Below are 24,445 nucleotides of genomic sequence, written 5' to 3' on the forward strand. Positions count from 1 at the left end.
AAAGCTCAGTAAACGAAAACGCCGCGGGCAAGCTTACCCGTTTCCAGATCTTCGAAAGCCTGTTCGAAATCTTCAAGATTGTAACGGGTAGTGATCAACTCATCCAACATCAGCGAACCGTTGGAATAGAGCGCAAGATAGGCAGGAATGTCATGATGCGGTCTGGACGAGCCGTAACGGGCCCCCATCAGTCCGCGGTCGACTGACAACAAAGGGAATACCGGCATCTCGACAGTCGCGTCAAAGGCAGGAGTCCCTACCATCACGCAATTACCACCCCATGCCAGCGAGCCAATGGCGTTCTGCAATGCGACCTTGCTGCCGGAGCATTCGAAGCTCCAGTCCGCCCCACCAGTTGCGGGTTTGACAGGATCGGCAAGCAGTTCCTTGATCTTCGCCGGTGCGTCTTCTTTCGATGCATCGATGAAGTCGGTGGCGCCAAAGCTGCGTGCGGTTTCCTCTCGAGAGGCCATCAGATCGACCGCAATGATCCGGGCCGCGCCTGCAAGACGCAAGCCCTGGATGACGTTCAGGCCGATTCCACCTGCTCCGAAAACGGCCGCCGTTTCACCAGCTTCCACCTTTGCCCGGTTGATTACCGAGCCCACCCCGGTCAACACACCGCACCCGATCAGGCAGGCGACATCGAGAGGGATAGCCTTGTCGATCTTAACTGCCTGCTGATGCTTCACTACAGTGAATTCGGCAAAGGTAGATGTCGCTGCGAAGTTCGATACTGGCTTACCGTCAAGATCGAAGGGCTGCGTGCAATTGCCCAGTGTATGACGGCAATGTGTGGGATGCCCGGTTTCGCAATGTGCACAATGGCCGCAATAGGCCAGAGTATGCAACGCGACGTGATCACCCGGCTCAAGACCGGTTACTTTCGACCCGACCTTTTCGATCACCCCTGCACCTTCATGACCTAGAACAGCCGGTGCCGGCCAATCGATCTTGCCGTCGACGACACTGATATCGCTGTGGCAGATGCCGCTGGCGACGATCCGGACAAGCACTTCGTCATCGGCCGGCTCTCTCACTGTCAGCTTGTCAGTGAAGGCAACCTTGCCTTTGCCTTCATAAATCAGTGCACGCATGCCTTGCTCTCCCAAAAAATACAGGTCCGCTTTGGCATGCGCCGTTCACCAAGACACCGCACGCCAGCAGGAAACTCAAACTAACAGAATTACGACAGTTCCAGATCGTCCCAGTCGACAACGGTACACAGACGATGGAAATCCGGGCTTTCCCAAGGAGCATTCACCTGCAGACGGTTGTGCTGGCGATTGACATAGTAGTTCCGCTCGACACCGCCTTCCTTGGTCAACTGCACGAGGTTCGATGCCTCCCTATCAAGGGCTACATTGTAATCCTCAAAGGGAGTGTTTTTGACTTCCACGCGTTGTTTGCCCTCTTGCAGCATCTTCATCATGCATTGCCCGGCAAAAGACGCCCAGACCATGTACCATGCGGGGAGACCAGTCCCCCCCGAGAGCGGCTGCGAATTCGGCCCATAAACCATGAACATGTTCGGGAAGCCCGGCATCATCATGCTGCGGTAGGCGCGCGGTCCGTCGCCTGAATCCCAGACTTCATGCAGATCCTTGCCCTCACGACCGATGTAGCGTGCTGGAAGCAGGTATTTCACAACTTCGAAGCCAGTGGCCGATATTATCACATCGACATCCAGCGTCCGTCCATCCTCCATCACGATGCCGTCCGGACAAAGCCGGGCAATGCCGCCGGTGACCAGATCCACGTTGTCACGAGTCAATGCCCGGTAGAAACCGTTATCGACCACAGGCCGACGCGAGAACGGCGCGTAATCCGGCACCAATTGGTCGATCAGCTCCTGATCCCCACCCGTTTCCTGCTTGATATAGCCCGTCAGGAAATCACGCAGTTGATCGTTGGCCTGATTGATCTTGCCTCCCTTGGCCTGCCAGTCAGGGTCCGGGATCTGGATGCTATGGATGTCGAACAGGGCGGCAGTGGCCATGTAACGCCACCAGTTCCAGTACCCGGGCAGATTGTCCACCAGCCAGGAAATCTCCGGTTCCATCGGGGCACCGTATTTTTCGCGCGGACTTATCCATTGGGGCGTACGCTGTACTGCATAAACATGGGCAGCTTTCTTGGCGAGCGCTCCCAACATCTGGACACCTGTGGAACCATTGCCGATCAAGGCAACCCGTTTCCCGGTGAGGTCCAGATCCTGCGGCCACCGCGAGGGATGAACGATCTGCCCCTTGAAGCTTTCCATGCCCTCGAAATCAGGCAGTTTGGCATTTGCAAAGGTCCCGCATGCCGTGATGACAACGTTGGCTTCCAGCGTATCCTTGCCTTCCGGGGTCTCGAATTCGAGTGTCCAGAGATTGCGCCCTTCGTCGAAAGTCGCCTTCTTCAGATCACTGCAAAACCGGGTATTGTCTCGCACGCCATACTTGCGGGAGACATGGTCCAGATATTCGCGAACCTGATCCCCTCTTCCGAAATGCTCCTTCCACGGATATCGTTTTTCAAAGCTGAATTCGTAAGTGATCGATGGCGTGTCGACCCGGATTTCCGGATAGCGGTTAATGATCCAGGTCCCCCCTGCACCCGCCTGACGTTCCAGGACCACATAGGGAATGCCCAGCACCTTGCATTGAACCGCTGCGGCGATACCGGAAGGCCCGCTACCAATGATCGCCACCTTAAAGCCCTCAGGAATCTCGGGCTTTTCACCCTCCCATTCTGCCGCAAACGGATAATCGCGGAATCCAGGCAAATCACGACGTGCCTCGAATTCAAGATCGCTCATTTCCTTGTGCGTGGCGACTGTCATCAATTCGCGCAGTTTGTCGAGCGACGGCTCTGCGGGCATTTCGGCAGAAGCATGATTTTTCAACCACTCAACCGCCTTGTCGATCAGTGTCTCGCGTTGTTCCCGGGTCAAGTCCTTGGCAACGGGCAGATCCGCAATGTCGGAAGCGCCTGTCATCTGATAGATCGAAACCCTGACCGCATCGAGATCGGCCAATTCAACCGCGCGCCGAATGAAATCATGATCCACCTGCGCCGATCTGGCCATCATCTGGCCTGTCGCGCCTTCCACCAGCTCGGTTTCTTCCGCTGCCTTCATTTCTCATATTCTCCTTGCCGGCGCGTATCTCACACCGGCGCAAGCCAAGCATTGACCATATGCGATGATATGTTTCGGAAAGCTCCCTTGCCGCCAACGAACAAGATCGAAAACAGGGGATCTGCTCATTCCGAAGTACCGGAACTTTTCGCGCCAGCTTTGACTGGCGAACACTGGCAAGCCACGCCTTGCGGCACAACCATAGCGTCGGCAGGTCGGCCTGATCGCGCCACACATGGCAAGGGAGATATTGGATGGAAAGCAACGAAGAACATTACAGTCACGCCGTAATTGCGCGGCAGGATCGCGTGATCCGGCTGGGGACACTTCTCTTCACCATGATCGAGGCCCGTCCCGGTTACGAAGTGGCCTATAACAGGTGGTACGAGCGCGACCATTTCTATAGCGGTTGCATGATCGGAGAATACACCCTGTCAGGAGCACGCTACATCGCGACCCGCGATTGCAAGGCGTTGCGGTACGGTTCCAGTTCGGACCTTTCCAAAGGCAGCTTTCTTGCACTTTACTGGATTCTCGATGAACATCATGCCGACTGGGATGAATGGGCGGTAGTCCAGGTAAACCGGCTCCACGAACAAGGGCGAATGTTCAAGGAGCGCGACCATATCCTGACCGGCTTCTATCGTTACGAACAGGAATATAATGCACCGGGCAGCACAATGCCCGTGGAACTTGCTTTGGACCGGCAATACGCGGGGCTGGCCGCTTTCATCGTCGACCTCGTCCCCGGCAAGACAGAGCAGGATGCCCGAGCTTTCTTCGACTCAGTCGATTGCCCGGGCGATGTCAGTCTGCTTTCCTGTCCTGTGCCGTTGGATGCCCGCAGCCCGGCTGACGTCCCCCTGTCTGCCGGCAATCACGTCAACTTCGTTTCCTTCTCAGTAGAAAACCCCATGGACGTATGGGCGGAGCGCTATGTTCCGTTCGGCAAGCTGATCGAAGAGTCAGGCATCGGCACCGTGCGCTTTGCATCGCCGTTCCTTGCATCCGTCTTCGGAACTGACACTTACCTGGATCAACTGGGGTGAGCAGCGGTTTACTGACAGGCAGGACAGTCGTCATAAGTGGCGTCGGCCCTGGGTTGGGCCGAAAACTTGCTCTGCAATGCGCAGAGCAAGGCGCCACTGTGGCCTTGGGCGCACGTTCGGCCGGTTTTATCGAAAGTGTTGCATCTGAAATCGAGGCGACCGGAGGACACGCGCTTTCCGTCCCGACCGATGTAACAAACTCGGATGATTGCAAGCGCCTGATTTCAAGTGCTGCGGACAGGTTCGGGCGCATTGATGCTCTGGTCAACAGTGCTTTCCGTTTCGAAGCCGGGCCATTCGCTGATGCTGATCTACAGGGCTGGCGCAGTGCAATGGATGTCGCCTGCTTCGGTGGGCTTGCACTCGCCCAGGCAGCTTTGCCCCATCTCAGGCAATCCAGGGGATGCATTGTCAACATCAGCACAGTCGGTACCCGGATCGGCACCGAAGGGTCCGGTGGCTACAACATTTCCAAGGCGGGTCTGAACATGGCAACCCGCCAATTAGCACGTGAACTGGGGCCTGAGGGTATCAGAGTGAACGGCGCGCTGATGGGGTGGATGGCCGGGGAACCTCTGCGCAAAGGGTTTGCGGCCCGGGCAGAGGCACGTGGTGTTTCGACCGAAGTCCTTGAACGTGAATTGAAAGAGACAATCCCGCTGCGGCGAATTCCTCGCGACGATGAATGCGCAGGAGCTGTGATTTTCCTCCTGTCCGATCTTGCAAGTGCCGTGACAGGCGTCTTGCTCGATGTGAATGGCGGCCAATTCATGGCCAACTGACAGCAGGTCTTCGCCGCTTAAAGGGCCGGAGGGATAAGCTTCAGATCCTGATAGCGGCGAAGATATTTTCTCATCATATCTGCAGTATCAATACAGCCTGCAAAGCCTGCCTGCCTGACCTTGATCGTATTGATCAAATTCCAGCGCAACTCATCGCCGGGCTGTACAGGGGCCGTCCAGACACGCGCAACCTGAGGAGAAAACCCCAGGAATGTCTCAATATCGGAGGGGGCCGCCAGGCCATATTTCTCGACCATGCCTGGCCACAGATGCGCCAGGCATGCAAGTTCATCGGCGATATCGTACTGACAAACAGAGCCAACAGAAACGCCGAGCGATTCCGCTACCAACGGAAACGCATCGCGAATTGGGAACACGTCGCCATTTGTCAGATTGAACGCTTCATTGCGCGCATGAGGCGCCTCTGCTGCCCATGCCAGCGCTTCCGCGATCAGGTCCGCATCAGTGAAATCCACAATCTCCCCCCGCCCCGCTGGCAGGGGCATGGCGCGGCCAGCCTCACGGCATAACGATGCAAACACTGCCAGAACAAGAAATGGGCTGAGAGCGCCACCGATAACGACCCCGACCACGCTGGATGGCCTCAATATCGTAACCGCCCATTCGCCGGCACCAGCCTTCCTCTTCCGGGTCAGGTAATCTTCCTGCCAATAATAGAAATTGTCCCCCGGTGCACGCGGTTGGGTCTCGCGCAAGGGGATTGGCAAGTCGAGATCAGGCAGATGCACACCGTAGGCCTTGGGCCCGTGTACCAGCGAAATATGTTGCAACCCGCGAGCCGCATCGCACAACGGGTCGCACAAGTTCGCCAACATTGCTGCGTTCTTCGCCATTTGCGCGGGATCGCTCCATCCCGCGACAACATCGTCCTCACGCTCGTTCAGGGCGGCAAAGACCACATGAGTGACATCATGCATACCACCGAAAATTTGCTGGCATGCATCGCGGTCCAACAGATCAGCCGACAGGTGCCGCGCTCTGCCATATGGCATGATCGGCGGCCTGCGAGACACACCGACCACCTCCCAATCGGGCAAGCTGGAAAAATGACTCAGCGCGGCACCGCCGACAGCTCCGGATGCGCCGGCAATCAGAACCTTCTTCTTGGGGCCTTTACCGGTCACTTCACACAGCCTCCTTTGCGCTCAGTTTCAGTAACCGCGGAATACCGGAGCACGTTTTTCCATGAATGCTCTGGCTGCTTCCTTACCATCATGGGAGAGACTGAGTTGTGCGTTGGCGGTGGCCTCCAGCGCCATGGTTTCTTCAAATGAGCTGGTTTCGGCATTGTTCAGATTGCGCTTCATCGCCGCGAACGCAGCGGTCGGCCCCTGGGCGAGCTTTTCCGCGATCGTCTGGCTTTCTGCTTCCAGTTGATCATCATCGACCAGACGATTGACCAATCCCATGGCCAAGGCGCTCGGCGCATCGAACTTCTCATCCAATAAGTACAGCTCGCGCGCCTTGGCCGAGCCAAGCAGTTGAGTCAGCAGGAAGCTTCCCCCCGGATCACCGCATCGTCCGGCAGTGGCAAACGCGAGCTTGAAGCGCGCCGTAACCGATGCGACACGCAGATCGCAGGCCGCCGCCAGCAAGAGGCCGCTACCGGCGGCCGGTCCGCGAATAGCGGCAACAGTCGGCTTAGCCATGCGCCGCAACAGCGTAGGTATCTGCGAGTGGATCATCATGTGGGCCGCGGCTTCCTCCGGCCTTATCTCGCTGGTCTTGTCCGGTTCCTCGCCACCCGAAAGATCGTAACCCGCGCAGAAGCCCTTCCCTGCACCTGCAATCAGCACGCACCGGACCGAAGCGTCCACCGCAAATGACTGAAGCCTTTCGACCAGTTCATCCAGCATCGGCATCGTAAGCGCATTGAGTCTGTCGGGTCGATTGAGAGTGAGCTTCGCAACACCGTTCGCCATTTCAACGAGAATTGTCACTTGTTACCCTTCACGGCATCCATGCCGGCAACCATCCATTGCCCGGTTTGACCATAGGCTGATGCATGCCCGAGCTGGTGAATGTCAAAACAGCTTTGCAGGGCTGCGCTTTGTCCCATGATATCCATCGTTTGATTGACCGCCCTCTTGGCCATTGCCAACGCGTGGGGGTGCATCTTGGATATGTCGGCGGCAAGCGCGCGGGCCTGGGTTTCGAGATCGGCCAGCGGAACCACCCGGTTGACCATCCCGCGACGCTCGGCCTCGTGGGCATCTATCGGACGCGCAGTAAACAGCATTTCCTTGGCCTTGCGCGGGCCCAGTTCCCAGGTATGTCCGTGATATTCGACCCCACCTATTCCCATCATCACGACAGGGTCGGAAAAGCGCGCATTGTCGGCGGCAATGATGATATCGCATGGCCAGGCGAGCAACAGCCCGCCCGCGATGCAAGCCCCTTGAACGGCCGCTATCGTAGGCTTGGGAATGTCGCGCCACTTCTTGGAAAAACCGAGGTAATATTTGGCTTCCCATTCGTGGATACCAAGCATCCCCCGCTCAGGAATGGTTTCCTCAATGCGCTGGAAAGCCCCTTTGGCCATTTCCTCAGGGCTGATGTCATGCCCCGCGGAAAAGTGCGGCCCATCAGCCCGAAGAAGCACTACACGAACCCCCTCGTCCTCCGCAGCCTGATCGAAGGCCACGTTCAATTCTTCGAGGAATTGCTGATTCTGCGCGTTACGCCTCTCGGGACGGTTGAGCGTGATTGTCGCCACGCGATCGTCGACTGAATAGTCGATAAATTCTGCCACTGGAAATCCTCCTTGCGCTACAGAGTGTAGCCGTGTTGCCTTGCCCGCACCAGTTAGGAGCGGGCTTCCGGATGGTCGGAAGGCGTTGCTCGCAAAATTGACAATACGCGAGCAGGATGCGGATGCAGCCGCTCCATTCAAGAACCGGAGCTATTGATGAATCTCGACCTCGACGAACAGCAGATGCTGATGGCCGAAACGGCCGATCGCTTTTTCCGGGCGAGATCTTCGATGGACGAGGCGCGAGCGGCCGATGCCGGTATCGCCATGACGCTTTGGCAAGAAGCCGTGGAAATGGGCTTCATCGCCATGCGCATGCCGGAAGATGCAGGTGGCTCAGACGTTGGGTTGATGGACGCCGCTCTGGTGTGCGAAGCGGCAGGCCGTGTCGTTGCGCCCATCCCTATCGCGGATTCAATGGCCGCTTATCGCCTTCTCGCGAAACTCAATAGCCCGACCGCCCACGAGATGACCGGTTCGATCGCGGACACGCCGCTGGCTTTCCATCCCCAAGATAGTGCGACAATTCTCTCGTGCGAAGGTGGGGAGATTATTGCGACCAGCCCCTCCGGCGAACGCGCTGTTGTTGCACAGGGCAACGAAATCTCCACGTTGTTCGAAGCGGCCTGGGAAGAATGCGGGCTCTTGCGCACGTCCTACCTGATCGGCGCGACTACGGAGGCTATAGAACTTGCTTCGGCTTATGCCTGCGAAAGAACCCAGTTCGAACGGCCAATCGGCTCATTCCAGGGGGTTGCGTTCCCACTGGCTGAATCGATCACCGACATAGAAGGTGCCCGCCTGTTGACGTGGCACGCGATTTGTACGCTCGCCAGCGGAAGCAACAAGGCGGCTGCCCTCATCCCGATGGCCCAATGGTGGACGGCGAAATCCGCCAGAACCGCCGCTACGCGGAGCCTCCGGACGTTTGGCGGATATGGTCTGTCTCTCGAATACGACATTCATCTGTATTTCAAGGCGATCAATCGCATGGCCCTCGCTGAGGGCGATCCGGACAAACTGCTTCTGACCGTCGGCAAAAGACTGTGGCATGGTGAAAAGGTCAGCCTGCCTGATGCGGGCGAACCCGGTATCGAGACGGGGCTTGGCGCTGAGGCTGAAGCCTTCGCGGAAGAAGTTCGCCAGTTCTTCAAGGCTGAAATGACGCCTGAGCTGCAAGCCAAGGCTCACCATTCGACGGAAGGGCATGATCCCGACTTCCACCTCAAGCTAGCAGCGGCAGGCCTAGCCTATCCAGACTGGCCCAAGAAGTGGGGCGGCCGGGAAGTGAGCGCCATGGCCGTTACTGCTCTTGGCCGCGTGTTCGAGGAGTATCGCTGGACCCGCGTTCCCATCGGCTGCTCCAATATGGGGGCCCGTATGGTCATGAAATTCGGCTCGCCAGAATTGCAGGAAGAAGTTTTACCTCCGATCATTCAGGGGCGAGCACTCAGCTGTCTGGGCTTCACGGAGCCGGGATCGGGTTCAGACATGTTCGCGGCACGCACCCGGGCGACACGGGATGGTGACGACTGGATCATCAGCGGTCAGAAGATGTTCACTACCGGTGCGCACATTTCCGATTACGTTCTGCTGATCGCGCGCACCAATCCGGACAAGCCGAAACACCGCGGCATCACAATCTTCTTCTTCCCGATGAACCTGCCCGGCGTTTCAATCCAACCTGTCCATACGCTGCAGGATGAACGGACAAATATCACCTTCTATGACGAGGTCCGCGTGCCGGATCGTTACCGGCTTGGTGAAGTCGACGGTGGGCTGAATGTTATGGCAGCCGCAATGGAGATCGAGCACGGCGGCGAAGGCTATCACATCAACCATCGCAGCCTGATGGAGGCAGTGGAGCAATGGACTCACGCCCCCGATTCACATGGCAAGCGTCCCATAGATGATCCTACGGTTCTGACCGCGGTCGCCCGGGTCGCAACGCATCTCGAGATCGCTGATCTGCTGTGCCGTCGTGCGACCTGGGCCGGGTCGGTCGGAGCGGGCAGCCGCGCCAGCGGCCCTATGGCGAAGCTTTTCGCTACCGAAATCTATATGCACGACGCCGCGGATATGGTTGCACTCGCTGCCCCTGCCTCACTCCATCACGAAACATCCGCCCTGTCGGAAATAGAAGATCGGCATCGCCAGTCGATCAGCCAGACCATCTATGGCGGAACAAGCGAGGTTCACCGGGGCATTATCGCACAGTACGCCTTGAACCTTCCCCGCGCGAGTTGACCACGACAGCCATCGCCAGGCACCTTCCACGTAGGCGGAAAGGCGCTTGGCAGCGTTGACGAGAGGCCTTCCCGCGAGGGAAAAGGACGCCAACAGCCAAACATCATCTGTAATTTTTGCGAGAGCGTTATGACCGCTACCCTTCCCTTCCCCGTTTACGACGCGGACAATCATTTCTACGAACCCGAAGACGCCCTGTTTCGCCACCTCCCCAAAAAGTGGCAAAGAGATTTTCGTTACATCACGGAAAGCAACGGCCGTCGGCGTCTGGCAATCAATTCCCGCATTTCGGATTATCTGCCGAACCCCACGTTTGAACGGGTTGCTGCGCCAGGCACTCATGTAAAGTATTACAAGGCGCAGAACCCCGAAGGCCTGTCGATGCGTGAACTGGCGGGCAAGCCGGTTACCCCTCCCCCAGCCTGGCGTTACGGTGCCGACCGTATGGCTGTGCTCGACGAACAGAATGTGCAAGCCGCTTTGATGTTTCCTACGCTGTTTTCAGTGATCGAACATGGCCTGTCCTATAATCATGACCTGCTGCACGATGCGCTGCATTCGTTGAACCAGTGGGTATCGGAAGAATGGGGCTTCCATCGTGATGAACGCCTGTTCGGTGTGCCGGTAATCGGCCTTGCCAACATGGACCGCGCGATCGAAGAACTGGAATGGTTGCTCAAACAAGGCGCCCGTACGGTCAATTTACGTCCGTCTCCGGTCCCCGGTTATCGCGGTGGGCGCTCTCCCGGCCTGAAGGATTTCGATCCGTTCTGGGCGCGGGTGAACGAGGCAAAGATTTTCGTCACGATCCATGCGTCGAATTCTGACTATGACAATCTCATCACGATGTGGACCGGCGGTTCCGAGTGGCTGCCGTTCGAATCCGATCCGCTGGTCAACTGCCTGCGTATCATTGAGCGTGCGATTGCCGACACATTGTCCGCAATCATTTGCGGCGGTGTATTCCAGCGCTTTCCCGACGTCCGTGTGGTCAGTGTCGAGAACGGCGCCAAGTGGGTTGGACCGCTGATAGAGACACTGGAGCACGTTTACGGCCAGATGCCCCAGAAATTCAGCTTCGATCCGGTCGAGCATTTCCATCGGAATGTCTTTGTCACGCCGTTCGTCGAGGACAATTGGGACAAGGTCGGAGAGCTGATGCAGACCAATCGCATCCTCTTCGGCAGCGACTACCCGCATCCGGAAGGGACTGAGCGGCCGCTTGACTTCCTTGAGGAATTGGCATCCTTCAACATGACTCAGAAGGAGCAAATCATGTCCAGCAACCTCAAGGGCCTTCTCGAGGGCAAGAGAGACTGAGCGTGGGAGATGTTGTCGACAAGCTGCGGGATAACCTCCGGGCCCGCAGCGACCTGCGCGGAATCGAATATCAGGGGAAATGGGTAACCTGGGGTGAAGTGGCACGGTTCGGTGAAGCCGTCGTTGCCGCAGTGGATGCAACCGGTTGCCCACCCGATGCCCGTGTCGGAGTTATAATCCGCAACCGTCTGACTCATGCGGCGACGGTTGTGGGATTGTTGGCCCAACGCCGCTCGATCAGTTTCATTTACCCTTTCCTGCCTCCAGCAGCTCTCGTCGAGGCGGTGAGTTCGCTCGGAGCCGGGGCGATCATCGCCGATGTGGAAGACTGGCCTAATTTCCGCGATGCGGTGAAAGATGCCGGCAGCGCCGGTATCGAGCTTAGTTCTTTCGATAGCGCGCCAGCCCCTGTGGCCGGTCTTGAAACCTGCCTGAAACATCATGCAGGTCTGGATACCGGCAGCGAAGGCGGCATCGAGGTATTGTCCAGCGGCACCACAGGTCCGCCAAAACGGATTGCCATGCCGTTGCGCTTACTTGAACGCGCCGTTGCGAGCGCCCCCGGGGGCGAAGCCGACGAAATACCGGAGGTACAACTCAACATCTGGCCGCTGGGCGGCGTGGGCGGCGTGTGTCTGCTGATGTCCAGTGCCGTCAACGGCACTCCTCTGGTCATGTTCGAACGTTTCTCTGTGGATGCCTTGGTGGAATCCATCCGCCGCCATCGCCCATCCACTCTCGGCCTGAATCCCACCGCCATCAGCATGCTGATGGACGCGAATGTCTCGGTCGATGACATGAAGAGCGTGCAAAGCGTATCGGGAGGATCGGCTTACCTGGACCCCGATCTGCAAGATCGTTTTGAAGAACGCTATGGCATTCCCATCCTCTGGGGTATGGGCGCGACGGAATTCTGCGGCACGATCGTGCGCTGGACACCGCAAATGCGGGAAAAGGTCGGCAATTCCAAACGCGGCAGCACGGGGTTGCCCATGCCAGGCGTGGAAATCAAAGCTGTGGACCCTGAAACCGGAGAGGCAGTACCTCCCGGGCACGAAGGCTTGATGGAGGTACATTGCCCCGCCGTCCGGCCTGACTGGGTGCGCACAACCGATCTCGTAATGATCGACGAGGATGGCTACGTCTTCCATCGCGGCCGTTATGATGGCGCGATCGTGCGCGGCGGGTTCAAGATTTTACCTGAACGCGTGGTGGATGTTCTGCGCGCTCATCCTTCAGTTGCCGATGCTTCCGTGGTTGGTATGCCCGATGCCCGCCTGGGCGAAGTACCTGTCGCCGCGGTTGAACTGCTAGAAAGCGCACCGACAGTCAGCGAGCAGGCTTTGTTGGACCACGTCAGGACAAATCTGCCTCCAACGCATATTCCTGCGCGACTGCGGATTGTCGATGCCCTGCCCCGCACACCTTCACTCAAGGTCAGCCTGAATGATGTGAAGGATATGTTCGCCGAAAAGGTCAGTTAATCCAGGAAGGCGCAGGCGAGAGGCAATGTCCTCCAACCTGCGCCCCTGACTGCCTCAGATTCAGCCGCCAAACCGGCGTTCCGGCAGCCCTCTCACACCCAGTCCGTGAACGGCGAACAGCTTTCCGTCGAAAGGCGTTTCGGGCACCTCGCTGGGTATGTTCATCCCTGTGACGAACAGAATGTCCAGATCAGGCCCCCCGAACATCAGGCTGGTCGGTTTCGGTGTCGGCATGGTCACGATGCGATCAAGCGACCCATCCGGGGCATATCGCCGCAATTCGCCTTTACCGCTGTAGGCACCATTCGCCGCCGACCAGAGATAGCCTTCCTCGTCAACGGTGGCGCCATCAGGAATGCAGTTGGCCGCGAGGCGGGCAAACTCTCTCTTGTTGCTCGCCACTCCGGATTTCGCGTCCCAATCGTAGGCAAAGATAGTGTCGTCCGTGCTTTCCGTGAAATAGAAGGTGGACTGATCCGGGCTCCAGCAGGGTCCGTTGGAAACCGACATGCCGCTTTCGAGCCGATGCAGGCTTAGATCCGTGTCCAGCCGGTAAAGGGCGCCACGCCGATCCGGGCGGGCCGGTGGATCGAATACTGTCTCCATATCAAGAGAGCCGACGATAAAGCGGCCAAGGCTATCGACCTTGCCATCATTGAGGCGGACATTTTCCTGCCCTTCCTCCGGGTGGGCCACGAGTTCGAGCTTTTCGCTATCGAAATCGAAAAAATGCAGGCCGGTTTCGAGCGCAAGCAGCGCTCCACCGTTCTCGCGCAAGGCCAGCGATCCGATCGCCGCAGGCAATTCCCAGGTCCGCACATCGCTGCCATCGGCGGAACAGCGCCAGATCTGGTTCTTCATACTGTCGATCCAGTAAAGCCGCTGTTCCGCAACATCCCAGACCGGCCCCTCCCCCAATTGGTTAGTGCAATCGACGCACACCTGAATATCGGTCATCCTCGTCTCCACTTCCGCTCTTTTGCCTTGTTTCGGTTAGTCGGTAACAAATGCCAACCCCCTGCAAGCTCGCGGCACACCCCTCCGCATTGATGGAAAATTGCCGAACGGTCATACCCGCAGCCAGCTGTTGTATTATGGAGCGCGCCACATCGTCGTCATGCGGCCAGGAAAATTGGGAGAAGATTACCATGTCATCGTTGTTCGGACTTGAAGGGAAGAAGGCGCTGGTCGTTGGCGGCGGGCGCGGCATGGGAGAATCGACCGCTTTGCATCTTGCACAGGCAGGCTGCGATGTAGCGGTGCTGGACAACGCCAAGGAACGCGCTGAACTTGTCGCCGATCAGGTTGCCAAGCTTGGCCGTCGGAGCATGCCCGTCGTGGCGGACATTCTCGACGAAGACTCCGTGAAGAAGGCTGTTGCCGAGGTGGAAGCCGAGCTTGGCGGCCTCGATGTATTGGTCACCATCGTCGGCCAGGCACTGTTCAAACCCCTCCTCGAAACGTCGCTGGATGAGTGGGACTCCGAACAGGCCCGCAACCTGCGTTACGTATTCGTTACCGCCAAGACCGTGGCGCAATCGATGATCGCTCGCGGAACGGGTGGTTCGATTGTGTGTGTAGGATCCATTGACGGCGTGGTCGGTGCCCCACTTCATGCAGCCTACGGCGCCGCAAAGGCCGGACTGATGCATCTGGTCAAGAGCATGGCCGCGGAATGGGGCAGAGACGGCATCCGGGTCAATTCCGTAGCCCCTGGCAGTATCACTACCCCGCGGCTACCCGAAACACCTGAATCCCTCGCCATTCTCAAGAACAGCGTCGTCCCGCTGGGCCGTCCGGGGACCACCGATGAAATCGCCGGCGCAGCTTTGTTCCTTGCTTCCAGCCTGTCCAACTATGTGACCGGGCACACATTGCTCGTAGATGGCGGTTGGATGGCCGCGAACATCTTCGACATGCGTTTCTTCGAGGTTAAAAAGTCCAACGAGTGATCGTTTCGGACATCACTCGTCAAGAAAAGCCTGCAGATCCCCTATGAACCGATCGAAGCGGTCATGGTGGAGCCAATGTCCCGCTTCTTCGATATCTATCCGACGCACGTGTGGCACATATTGCATCAGGTCATCGGCCATTGCGGAAGGCCAACTTTCCTTGCCGAACATCAACAAGGTCGGGCAGGCGATATTCTGCCACAGAGCAAACACGGCACTCTGTGGGATGTCGGGTGCAGGCCAATGCCGCAGGTAGTTATCGAATTTCCAGATGTAGTCGCCATCTTCAGTCCGACGGAGGCCATGTAAGGTCAGGTGCGATGCGTGATCGTCGGACAGGCGCGGGTTTTCAGCCTGCATACGTTCCTGCGCCTCCCCAACCGAAGCATAGACCCGTGCGTTGTGACCTGCAGCACCCCTATGCTCTTCAATCCAGCGTCTGAAACGCGTCGCCATCGGAGCACTGATACGCTCCACATCGATATTGCCGGGCGCGCCAACCGCTTCGATCGCGATGAGTTTCGAAACAGCGTCAGGATAGATGCCTGCATAGCGTAGGGCGATATGTGCTCCCATCGAATGGGCTACGATTGTTGCGGGCTCTCCTCCCAGCTCAAAGGCGAGCTGGGCCAGATCATACGTATAGGAAGCAAAGTCGTAGCGTCCCTCAGGCGACCATGCGCTATCGCCATGGCCACGAAGGTCCGGCGCGACGACATGCCACTTCTCTGACAAGGCTTCCGCAGTCCAGTCCCAGCTGCGGCAATGATCCCTGTTCCCGTGAACAAGTATCAGCAGCGGAGCCCCGGTGTTGCCCCAATCCACATAATGCATCCTCGATCGCTGCGAGATGAAGCTTTGCGACGTCGGGCCGAAACGTGTCATCCTGTTCCCATCAGATTGTTTTCAATACCCGGTTCCTGCACTCCCGCACGCCCGGCACGAGCCGGAAAACCGGAGATTCCGTCAATCTGGAATCCCTACACGGCGTAGCTGAATGATAAAAGGCCGATATCCAGCACCCTCCAAGGGTGCGGATACCGGCCTTTTCATTGCACCGCTGACAAGCGGCAGGACGCAAATGCGAGCGTTATCTCAGAAGCGCCAGCCCAAACCTGCGCTCAACACCCAAGGGTCGAGGTTGTGCTTGGTTTCCAGCATCTTGACGCCGCTGGGATCGTACCATTTGGCATCGACATTCAGAAAATAACGCTTGGCATCAAGACTGATCGACATGCCTGAATCATTGATCGGGATATCGACGCCAGCCTGAAGTGCGAAGCCCAGGGAATCATTGAGTTTGGCCTTGGTCGCACCGACCAGGTTAGCCGTTGCTCCCGGCTTTTCGTCAATGAAAATGAAGTACGTGGGGCCGGCGCCGACATATGGCTTTATCGCCCCCGCATCGAGGTGATATTTGAGCGTGAAAGTGGCCGGAATGATCTTGGCATTGGAAATCATTTCAGCACCAGCGAGATCCCCTTTGCCGTCGACATCGTGCTGGGTCACGCAGCAGATCGTTTCGAGAGACACGTTGGGCGAGAAAAAATACTCGATCGCAACGGTCGGCACAAAATTGTCGTTCGCTTTCGTGTCGGGATTCGCCACGCCAGCCAATGCAACCGTGAAGTCCGGACCGACATATTTGATCTTGTCGATCTCGCCATCCGGCAGGACGGCCGTGCCCATCAGCTTGACTTGAATCTTACCGTCCGGGCTCGCGGCATGGGCCGGGGCGGTGACTGCGAAGGCGGCGGCAAGCGCCGCAGTGGCGGCCAGTTTACGCATTGTTTCAATCCCTCACGCCGCAGTGGCCACCCTGCGTGGCCTGATGTGATTACGACGTAGAATCGTTTTTTGCGCGCCCCGGCGCTTGCGACATTGATCCCGCGCAAATTTACTTCCGCTGAATTTTTCCTTGAGGCACGGTTTTTTGATCGTCATCAATGCTGGCATCCTGGTTCCGTCGCAGGGCCAGTTCATTGATAGTACCGAGGGAAGGCAATCTCCATGGAAAGGATTGTAACGCGCGCCGGAATCTGGTTCGCGATCATGCTGCTTGCCGTAATGGCGGCTGCGGCGGCTCAGGATTCCGGTTTTGCCGCGCACATGTTCATTGTCGCGATCGCGGCCCTGATCGGATTGTGGATGACGATCAGCAAGCCGGATTATTCGGCGATTGCGCGGGGTATCCTGCGCATGCCGGATGATCCGTCTCGCTATGACGACGATCCCGTGCGTTGGGGCGTCATTGCCACGGTGTTCTGGGGCATTGCCGGTTTTGCGGCAGGCCTCTTCATTGCATTGCAGCTTGCCTATCCGCTCCTCAATCTGGAGCCTTACCTGAACTTCGGACGCCTCCGTCCGCTTCATACCTCTGCGGTGATTTTCGCGTTCGGCGGCAATGTCCTGATCGCAACGTCTTTCTATGTAGTTCAGCGCACCTGTCGGGCCCGGCTCGCCTTTCCCGCCCTCGCCCGCTTCGTGTTCTGGGGATACCAGCTCTTCATCGTACTGGCGGCCACCGGCTATCTCATGGGGATCACTGAATCCCGCGAATATGCTGAGCCGGAATGGTATGTCGATCTGTGGCTCACTATCGTCTGGGTCGCTTATGCTGCCGTATTCATCGGCACGATCGTGAAGCGTTCGGAACCTCACATCTATGTCGCCAACTGGTTCTATCTGGCCTTCATCCTGACGATCGCGATGCTTCACATCGTGAACAACCTCAGCATGCCGGTGAGCCTGCTGGGATCGAAGAGCTACAGTGCCTTTGCAGGCGTTCAGGACGCTCTTACCCAGTGGTGGTACGGCCATAACGCAGTCGGCTTCTTTCTGACCGCTGGCTTCCTGGCCATGATGTACTATTTCGTCCCCAAGCAGGCGGAACGGCCCATCTACAGCTATCGCCTGTCGATCATTCACTTCTGGGCGCTGATCTTCCTCTACATCTGGGCAGGCCCTCACCACCTCCACTATACGGCATTGCCCGACTGGGCCCAGACGTTGGGTATGGTGTTCTCGATCATGCTGTGGATGCCCAGCTGGGGCGGCATGATCAACGGCCTGATGACTCTCAACGGCGCATGGGACAAAGTCCGCACCGACCCCATCATGCGTATGCTGATAATGTCGGTCGCCTTCTATGGGATGAGCACCTTTGAAGGGCCGATGCTGTCGATCAAGAGCGTCAATTCGCTGTCGCACTACACCGACTGGACCATCGGCCATGTTCACTCCGGCGCACTGGGCTGGAACGGCATGATCTCGTTTGCCGCAGTCTATTTCCTCGTACCGCGCCTGTGGGGCCGTGAACGCCTCTACAGCCTGCGCATGGTCAACTGGCACTTCTGGCTCGCAACCGTGGGGATCGTTTTCTACGCGGCCTCCATGTGGGTCGCCGGCATCACCCAGGGCCTGATGTGGCGCGAATACGGCGCTGACGGCTACCTCGTGAACAGCTTTGTCGAGACTGTCGCGGCCCTTCATCCGATGTATCTGCTGCGCGCCTTTGGGGGCGTGCTCTATCTGGGCGGCGCAGTCATCATGGTCATCAACGTCTGGGCGACCGTCCTTGGCAAACTGCGCGAGGAAACGCCGATGCAGACCGCCGCCTACGATCCGGCTGCCGACAGGCCGCTTGTACCAGCCACGAGCAATTGAGGCTTCGCAACATGAGCATTACCGAGAAGCACAAGAAGCTTGAACGCAATGTCACCCTGCTGAGCGTGGGGGCATTCATCACTGTCGCGATCGGCGGTATCGTTGAGATCGCGCCACTCTTCTGGATCGACAACACGATCGAGAAGGTGGAAGGCATGCGGCCTTATACCCCGCTCGAACAGGCTGGCCGCGATATCTATGTCCGCGAAGGATGTTATGTCTGCCACAGTCAAATGATCCGCCCGTTCCGTGACGAGGTGGAACGCTATGGGCATTACAGCCTCGCCGCGGAATCGATGTACGATCATCCGTTCCAATGGGGCTCCAAACGCACCGGCCCGGACCTTGCCCGTGTTGGCGGCCGCTATTCCGACGAATGGCACGTCCAGCACCTCAAGGATCCTCGCGCGGTGGTGCCGGAAAGCATCATGCCAACCTATGCTTTCCTTTCGGACACCGACCTCAAGATTTCCGACCCGGCAGCCAACCTGCGGGCCCTGCGTCGTGTAGGCGTCCCCTACACTGACAAGGACGTCGAAATGGCCATGAGCGACATCAAGGCTCAGGCAGATCCCGATGCCGATGCCGGCGATCTGGAGCAGCGTTATCCGAAGGCGCAAATTCGTGACTTCGACGGGAATCCATCCCGCCTGACGGAAATGGATGCCCTCGTCGCATATCTTCAGGTTCTGGGCACGATGGTCGACGTCAACGCCGCCTCCGCTCAGGAAGAGCTAGCCACGGAGAAAGGCCGGTGATCGAGCATTCCCTCTACGACTTCCTTCGTCACCTTGCCGACAGCTGGGTACTTCTGGCGATGTTCATCGTCTTCCTGGTTCTGGCGGCGTGGCCTTTTCGCCCCGGTGCGCGCGAGCGCAACAACAAGGCGGCAAACATGATCTTCGAGGATAAGAACGATGGCTAACAAGCGCATCGACGAAGCGACCGGCGTCGAAACCGTCGGACATGAATGGGACGGTATCGAGGAACTCAATACGCCGCTGCCCCGGTGGTGGCTGTGGAGTTTCTATGCCTGTATTGTTTTCGCCATAGGTTATTGCATTGTCTATCCTGCATGGCCCCTGCTCTCGCATGGAACCGAGGGTGTTCTGGGTTGGACCAGTCGTGGCCAGCTTGCTTCCGAAATGAACGCCGAAGAAGCCCGCCGCGAACCGATCATGGAAGCCTTGGCAGCTACGCCCATAGAAAAACTGCCTGACAATCCCGGCCTTATGCGGGCCGCCATTGAAGGCGGCCGGGCTGCATTCAAGGTCAATTGTGTGCAGTGCCATGGCGCGGGCGCAGCAGGTAGCCCCGGCTATCCAAATCTGAATGACGACGATTGGCTGTGGGGCGGCGATTTGAAGACGATCGAGACGACGCTGATTCATGGCATTCGCCAACCTGGCGACGACCAGACCCGCTTCAGCCAGATGCCGGCATTCGGGCGTGATGGGATCCTGACCTCGCAGCAAATCGGGCAGGTGACACAGTATGTGCAGTCGCTGTCGGGCAAGGCAAAGCCCAACGCCGCCGGTGCGCAGATCTTCGCTGATAACTGCGCCAGTTGCCATGGTTCGGATGGGAGAGGGATGCGACAGTTCGGTGCCCCCAACCTCGCCGATGCCATCTGGTTCTATGGCGGCAGTCCTGCAGCCATTACCAGGCAGATCACTACCCCGAACCATGGCGTAATGCCTTCGTGGGGGGGCAGGCTGGACCCGGCAACCATAAAAATGCTGGCGGCCTATGTACATTCTCTGGGAGGGGGTGAAGACTTTGAGGAGGTCGCCCCGCAGGCTGAAAATGCCTCAGCGACGGAGACGCATGAACAGCCCTGAACCCCTTGCCGTTACAAGCAACAAGAAAGGCGCTCAGGTGCCTGAACCCGTACTTTACGCAAAGCGTGAGCCAGTCTTCAATCGCCGGATTGACGGTCCTTTCCGGCGATTCAAGTGGTTCATCATGGCCGTTACTCTGGCGATCTATTACATCACACCCTGGCTTCGGTGGGACCGCGGTTCCTATGCACCTGACCAGGCCGTTCTGATCGACCTGGCCCATCGCCGGTTTTACATGTTCGGCATCGAAATCTGGCCCCACGAATTTTATTTCGTCGCCGGAATGCTGATCATGGCCGGCATAGGCCTGTTTCTCGTTACCAGCGCGGTGGGCCGGGCGTGGTGTGGATATGCTTGTCCTCAGACGGTCTGGACGGACTTGTTCCAGCATGTCGATCGATTGATCGACGGGGACCGCAACGCACGGTTCCGGCTTTACAAGGCACCTTGGGGGCCTTCGAAGATTGCCCGGCGTTTGTTGAAGTGGACGATCTACCTCGCAATCAGCTTTGCCACCGGTGGTGCGTGGATTCTCTATTTTGCTGACGCGCCAAGCCTGTTTCGGGACTTCTTCTCAGGCCAAGCTGCCCCTATTGCCTATGTAACGGTAGCCATCCTGACTACGACAACATTCGTACTTGGCGGTTTCATGCGAGAACAGGTGTGCATCTACATGTGCCCCTGGCCGCGCATCCAGACTGCCATGCTCGACGAAAAGTCACTCATCGTTACCTACAAGGACTGGCGTGGCGAACCGCGCGGTAGCGTCAAGAAGGCTGAAAAGAGTCCCGATTCATTCGGAGACTGCATCGATTGTGGGCAGTGTGTCGCCGTGTGCCCAACCGGCATAGACATTCGCGAAGGCCCTCAGATCGGGTGCATCACCTGTGCACTGTGTATTGATGCCTGCGACAGGGTCATGAAAGAGGTCGGACGCCCGCGCGGTTTGATCGACTATGCCACGCTGGATGACTGCAAGCGTGAAGCAGCAGGTGAGACACCTCGGCCCGTCTGGCGTAGTCTGCTCCATCCGCGTACGCTCATTTACACCGGCGTGTGGGCCGCAATCGGACTGGCCCTGCTGTTCGCGCTTGGCACCCGTTCGCGAACGCAAATCACTGTCGCACCGGATCGCAACCCACCCTACATGTTGTTGAGCGATGGGTCTGTCCGCAACGCCTACACAGTCAAACTTCGTAATATGGAAAGCCGTCCCCGCGACATGGAAATCGCGCTTACTGGCCTCCCCAATGCGAAGATGTGGAGCGACGACATGCCGCGTGAAGAGGCTGTGCGTGCCATGACCCGCAAGGTTCCTGCGGATTCCACGGACATTGTCAGGCTCTATGTCGTTGCTCCGGATGGAACCCCCGCCCAGGAATTTTCCTTTGCCGTACATTCCCTGGACGAAAAGGGCGAAACGGATAGCACGGAAACCAACTTCGAAGCTCCGGAGACAAGCGAATGAATGCCCCCTTTACCGGTCGTCACATGGCAGCAATTCTCGTCCTGTTTTTCAGCGTCGTCTTCGCAGTCAATTTCACCATGGCCCGCTACGCCAGCTCCACGTTCGGAGGCATCGTGGTGGAAAATTCCTATGTTGCCAGCCAGGAATTCAACACGTGGCTGGATGAGGCGTCAGCCGAAAAAGCGCTTGGCTGGAAGGCTACCGTAGAGCGGACGACTGACGGCAGGCTGGCAATCGATTTGTCCGGGGCCCCGGCAGATGTTACCTTAACCGCAATAGCACGCCATCCATTGGGCAGAGCACCCGACAGGGCAATAACATTCACCTCCGTTGGTGATGGTCGTTTCCTTTCGATCGAAGAACTGCCTCTTGGCCGTTGGACACTTCGGATCGAAGCCCGCACCGGACAATCTGTGTGGCGTGACGAGGAGCATCTGACTTGAGCGCACTTGCCAATCGACAAGGTGCAGACGACATTGAAACGGTTCTTGCCGTTCCGGGTATGCATTGTGCCGGTTGCATCAGCAAAATCGAACGGGGCCTGATGGATGTTTCCGGAATAGCCTCAGCCCGTGTGAACCTCTCTGCGAAGCAGGTTACCATCCATCACGACCCGCTGCTTAAGAGCCGTGATCTGGTCTTTGCGATGGAACGCATTGGTTTCGAATCCGAACCACGCAAAGGCAATCTTGCCCGCAGTCCTTCCGCTGTAAAACCCTTGCTTGCGCCACTTGCAGTTGCCGCATTTGCCTCAATGAACGTGATGTTGCTCTCGGTCAGCGTATGGTCCGGAGCCGACGGCACATCGCGAGAATTGTTCCACTGGATTTCCGCGCTCATTGCCATCCCGGCAATCGCCTACGCAGGACAACCATTCTTCCGTTCCGCATGGGCGGCCCTGCGTCACGGCCGCACCAATATGGACGTTCCGATCTCTCTCGGCGTGCTTATCGCAACCGCATTGAGTTTCTATGAAGTTGTTGTTGGTGGAAAGGATGCTTGGTTCGATGGCGCGTTAATGCTGCTGACCTTCCTTCTGGCGGGACGCGTGCTGGACGCGATGATGCGTGACAAGGCTCGCACCGGGGTCGATGCCCTTCTCAGCCATGCGGCGCAGGGAGCAATGGTTGTCGGCGAGGATGGGGCGTTGGAATGGCGCAAGGCCGAAGAGCTATCTCCTGGCATGACAATACGGGTCGCGGCAGGTGAACGGCTCGCTGCGGACGGTATCATCGTGTCAGGTGCAAGCCGTTTCGACCAATCCTTGCTGACTGGCGAAAGCGCCCCTGTTCCAGGCGCTGCAGGTCAGGAGGTGCTCACTGGCACTCTCAATCTGGACGCACCGATCGATGTTCGTATCACTGCAATCGGCGGCGATACCACACTGGCCGAGATCGCCCGCTTGATGGAAGCCGCCGCCCAGGATCGTTCCAAGTATGTCCGGATCGCCGACCGTGCCGCACGCCTCTATGCCCCGGCTGTTCACACACTCGCAGCGCTGACTTTCGCCGGATGGATGCTTGCTGGTGCTGGATGGTATCAGTCGCTGGTCATCGCTGTTGCGGTCTTGATCATTACGTGTCCCTGCGCCCTTGGACTTGCTGTGCCGGTCGCCCAGGTTGTCGCCAGTGGGGCTCTGATGCGTGCCGGTATTATGGTGAAAGATGGCAGCGCTCTTGAACGACTTTCCAAAATCGACCGGACGTTGCTCGACAAGACGGGATCATTGACCCTCGGGCGCCCTGCCCCCGATCCTGCAATTCTCACACTCCTGCCTGAAGATGCCAAAGCTGTGGCGCTAGCCCTTGCTTCACACAGCCGGCACCCAATCTCCAAGGCTCTCGCCGATGCTCTCACAGCCATGGAAATCCGCGCGGTTTCCATGGAAAATGTCGAAGAACGGCCCGGTCAGGGAGTGTTCGCAAGCTGGCGAAATATCGAGGTCGCACTGAGGCGGCCTGAAAGCGCAAATGGCGTTGCCGTAACCCTGGAGATTACCGGCCATCCCACTTGGCTTATCCCGTTTGCCGATCGCTTGCGGCCTGATGCCAAGGAAGCCCTTTCCCGGCTTTCCAAAATGGGAATTGAAACATCCATTTTGTCTGGCGACCATGCCGCCTCCGTATCTGCGATAGCGCAGGAAACTGGTCTGGCTGCGCAGGCTGAAGCGCTGCCGGCCGATAAACAGCAGGCGATTGCCCAACTCCAGGAAGAAGGCCACCGCGTTCTCATGGTGGGTGACGGTTTGAACGACGGGCCTGCCATGGCCCTGGCCGATGCTTCCATCGCGCCGGGATCTGCCAGCGATGTAGGACTGCAAGCCTCTGATTTCGTATTCGTCCAGGACTCCCTCATTGCCCTGCCAAGAGCGATACACGCCGCCCGGGCCACAATGCGCGTAGTGAGGGAAAATTTCGCGCTGGCAGTTATTTACAACATACTGGCCGTGCCACTGGCGATCGCCGGTTTCGTGACTCCGATGATTGCCGCCATCGCCATGTCCGCAAGTTCCTTGATCGTTGTCGGCAATTCACTTCGCCTCGCAAGAGCCGCGAAATGAATATACTCGCCTTTCTCATCCCGGTCGCGCTTCTGCTGGGCCTCAGCGGACTAGGGGCATTTTTCTGGTCTCTGAAGAGTGGCCAGTTCGATGATCTGGATGGCGCAGCCAATCGCATCCTGATCGACGACGACGAATTAAATGATGATGGTGACGGCTTGTGAACAGCCCGCTGAAAA

The 24,445-nt window shown here is 57.9% G+C and carries 22 protein-coding genes; 14 read left to right on the forward strand and 8 right to left on the reverse strand.

Features of this window, described 5'->3' with window-relative positions; genetic code table 11:
• Positions 1–5 precede the first annotated feature (5 nt).
• Both MB02_RS04285 and MB02_RS04290 read right to left on the reverse strand, forming a co-directional pair.
• The gene (locus tag MB02_RS04285) at positions 6–1,097 is read right to left on the reverse strand and encodes a Zn-dependent alcohol dehydrogenase (RefSeq protein ID WP_067533028.1); all 1,092 of its coding nucleotides are present in this window, start codon (positions 1,095–1,097) and stop codon (positions 6–8) included.
• Between the two features lie 89 nt (positions 1,098–1,186).
• Positions 1,187–3,124: a flavin-containing monooxygenase gene (locus tag MB02_RS04290; protein ID WP_067533031.1), complete on the reverse strand. Its 1,938-nt coding sequence runs from the start codon at positions 3,122–3,124 to the stop codon at positions 1,187–1,189.
• A 254-nt stretch (positions 3,125–3,378) separates the two neighbouring features.
• Here MB02_RS04290 and MB02_RS04295 point away from each other — a divergent pair, with 254 nt between their 5' ends.
• Together MB02_RS04295 and MB02_RS04300 are read left to right on the forward strand one after the other, a co-directional pair.
• Complete coding sequence (locus MB02_RS04295; protein WP_067533034.1) at positions 3,379–4,173, forward strand: hypothetical protein; 795 nt, start codon at positions 3,379–3,381, stop codon at positions 4,171–4,173.
• The gene (locus MB02_RS04300; protein ID WP_067533036.1) at positions 4,170–4,955 is read left to right on the forward strand and encodes an SDR family oxidoreductase; all 786 of its coding nucleotides are present in this window, start codon (positions 4,170–4,172) and stop codon (positions 4,953–4,955) included. Before MB02_RS04295 ends, MB02_RS04300 begins: the two co-directional genes overlap by 4 nt.
• A gap of 17 nt (positions 4,956–4,972) precedes the next feature.
• Here MB02_RS04300 and MB02_RS04305 read toward each other — a convergent pair whose 3' ends face one another.
• The 3 genes from MB02_RS04305 to MB02_RS04315 are packed head-to-tail and all read right to left on the reverse strand — an operon-like array spanning position 4,973 to position 7,728.
• A complete protein-coding gene (locus MB02_RS04305; protein WP_067533039.1) occupies positions 4,973–6,100 on the reverse strand; it encodes an NAD-dependent epimerase/dehydratase family protein in 1,128 nt (375 codons plus the stop codon).
• Between the two features lie 27 nt (positions 6,101–6,127).
• Positions 6,128–6,916 carry an enoyl-CoA hydratase gene (locus MB02_RS04310; protein ID WP_235829419.1) on the reverse strand — a complete coding sequence of 263 codons (789 nt, stop codon included), beginning with the start codon at positions 6,914–6,916 and terminating at the stop codon, positions 6,128–6,130.
• Positions 6,913–7,728, reverse strand: a complete 816-nt coding sequence (locus MB02_RS04315) for an enoyl-CoA hydratase (protein WP_067533042.1) — start codon at positions 7,726–7,728, stop codon at positions 6,913–6,915. Before MB02_RS04315 ends, MB02_RS04310 begins: the two co-directional genes overlap by 4 nt.
• A gap of 156 nt (positions 7,729–7,884) precedes the next feature.
• Here MB02_RS04315 and MB02_RS04320 point away from each other — a divergent pair, with 156 nt between their 5' ends.
• From MB02_RS04320 to MB02_RS04330, 3 genes are all read left to right on the forward strand, one after another.
• Positions 7,885–9,975, forward strand: coding sequence for an acyl-CoA dehydrogenase (locus MB02_RS04320; RefSeq protein WP_067533045.1), 2,091 nt, complete (start codon positions 7,885–7,887; stop codon positions 9,973–9,975).
• A gap of 129 nt (positions 9,976–10,104) precedes the next feature.
• Entirely contained in the window at positions 10,105–11,295 is a 1,191-nt protein-coding gene (locus tag MB02_RS04325; RefSeq protein ID WP_067533048.1) for an amidohydrolase family protein, read from the forward strand.
• A gap of 2 nt (positions 11,296–11,297) precedes the next feature.
• A complete protein-coding gene (locus MB02_RS04330; RefSeq protein ID WP_082825961.1) occupies positions 11,298–12,779 on the forward strand; it encodes a class I adenylate-forming enzyme family protein in 1,482 nt (493 codons plus the stop codon).
• Positions 12,780–12,839: 60 nt separating this feature from the next.
• Here the strand turns inward: MB02_RS04330 and MB02_RS04335 are convergent, their stop codons facing one another.
• Positions 12,840–13,736 (reverse strand): SMP-30/gluconolactonase/LRE family protein, encoded by an 897-nt coding sequence (locus MB02_RS04335; protein ID WP_067533054.1) that lies wholly within the window; start codon positions 13,734–13,736, stop codon positions 12,840–12,842.
• Between the two features lie 191 nt (positions 13,737–13,927).
• Between MB02_RS04335 and MB02_RS04340 the strand changes: the two genes are divergently transcribed.
• A complete protein-coding gene (locus MB02_RS04340; RefSeq protein ID WP_067534103.1) occupies positions 13,928–14,731 on the forward strand; it encodes an SDR family NAD(P)-dependent oxidoreductase in 804 nt (267 codons plus the stop codon).
• A 12-nt stretch (positions 14,732–14,743) separates the two neighbouring features.
• Here MB02_RS04340 and MB02_RS04345 read toward each other — a convergent pair whose 3' ends face one another.
• Together MB02_RS04345 and MB02_RS04350 are read right to left on the reverse strand one after the other, a co-directional pair.
• Entirely contained in the window at positions 14,744–15,616 is an 873-nt protein-coding gene (locus tag MB02_RS04345) for an alpha/beta fold hydrolase (protein WP_067533057.1), read from the reverse strand.
• A gap of 210 nt (positions 15,617–15,826) precedes the next feature.
• On the reverse strand, positions 15,827–16,519 hold the full coding sequence (locus MB02_RS04350) for an OmpW/AlkL family protein (protein WP_067533060.1): 693 nt from the start codon (positions 16,517–16,519) through the stop codon (positions 15,827–15,829).
• A 222-nt stretch (positions 16,520–16,741) separates the two neighbouring features.
• On the opposite strand from MB02_RS04350, the gene ccoN reads away from it, so the two are divergent.
• From ccoN to ccoS, 8 genes are read left to right on the forward strand one after another with little or no spacing between them, the layout of a single operon-like run.
• Positions 16,742–18,397, forward strand: coding sequence for a cytochrome-c oxidase, cbb3-type subunit I (gene ccoN, locus MB02_RS04355; protein WP_067533063.1), 1,656 nt, complete (start codon positions 16,742–16,744; stop codon positions 18,395–18,397).
• 11 nt (positions 18,398–18,408) lie between these two features.
• Positions 18,409–19,155 carry a cytochrome-c oxidase, cbb3-type subunit II gene (gene ccoO, locus MB02_RS04360; RefSeq protein ID WP_067533066.1) on the forward strand — a complete coding sequence of 249 codons (747 nt, stop codon included), beginning with the start codon at positions 18,409–18,411 and terminating at the stop codon, positions 19,153–19,155.
• A complete protein-coding gene (locus MB02_RS17615) occupies positions 19,152–19,322 on the forward strand; it encodes a cbb3-type cytochrome c oxidase subunit 3 (protein ID WP_067533069.1) in 171 nt (56 codons plus the stop codon). The genes ccoO and MB02_RS17615 overlap by 4 nt, the downstream gene beginning before the upstream one ends.
• Complete coding sequence (gene ccoP / locus MB02_RS04370) at positions 19,315–20,238, forward strand: cytochrome-c oxidase, cbb3-type subunit III (RefSeq protein ID WP_067533073.1); 924 nt, start codon at positions 19,315–19,317, stop codon at positions 20,236–20,238. The genes MB02_RS17615 and ccoP overlap by 8 nt, the downstream gene beginning before the upstream one ends.
• Positions 20,225–21,706 (forward strand): cytochrome c oxidase accessory protein CcoG, encoded by a 1,482-nt coding sequence (ccoG, locus tag MB02_RS04375; RefSeq protein WP_067533076.1) that lies wholly within the window; start codon positions 20,225–20,227, stop codon positions 21,704–21,706. The genes ccoP and ccoG overlap by 14 nt, the downstream gene beginning before the upstream one ends.
• Entirely contained in the window at positions 21,703–22,149 is a 447-nt protein-coding gene (locus MB02_RS04380) for a FixH family protein (protein WP_067533079.1), read from the forward strand. The genes ccoG and MB02_RS04380 overlap by 4 nt, the downstream gene beginning before the upstream one ends.
• A complete protein-coding gene (locus tag MB02_RS04385; RefSeq protein ID WP_067533082.1) occupies positions 22,146–24,266 on the forward strand; it encodes a heavy metal translocating P-type ATPase in 2,121 nt (706 codons plus the stop codon). The genes MB02_RS04380 and MB02_RS04385 overlap by 4 nt, the downstream gene beginning before the upstream one ends.
• Positions 24,263–24,430 carry a cbb3-type cytochrome oxidase assembly protein CcoS gene (ccoS, locus tag MB02_RS04390; RefSeq protein WP_067533085.1) on the forward strand — a complete coding sequence of 56 codons (168 nt, stop codon included), beginning with the start codon at positions 24,263–24,265 and terminating at the stop codon, positions 24,428–24,430. Before MB02_RS04385 ends, ccoS begins: the two co-directional genes overlap by 4 nt.
• Positions 24,431–24,445: the final 15 nt, after the last annotated feature.

Source organism: Croceicoccus estronivorus (genome assembly GCF_001625325.1).
Taxonomy (GTDB): Bacteria; Pseudomonadota; Alphaproteobacteria; order Sphingomonadales; family Sphingomonadaceae; genus Caenibius; species Caenibius estronivorus.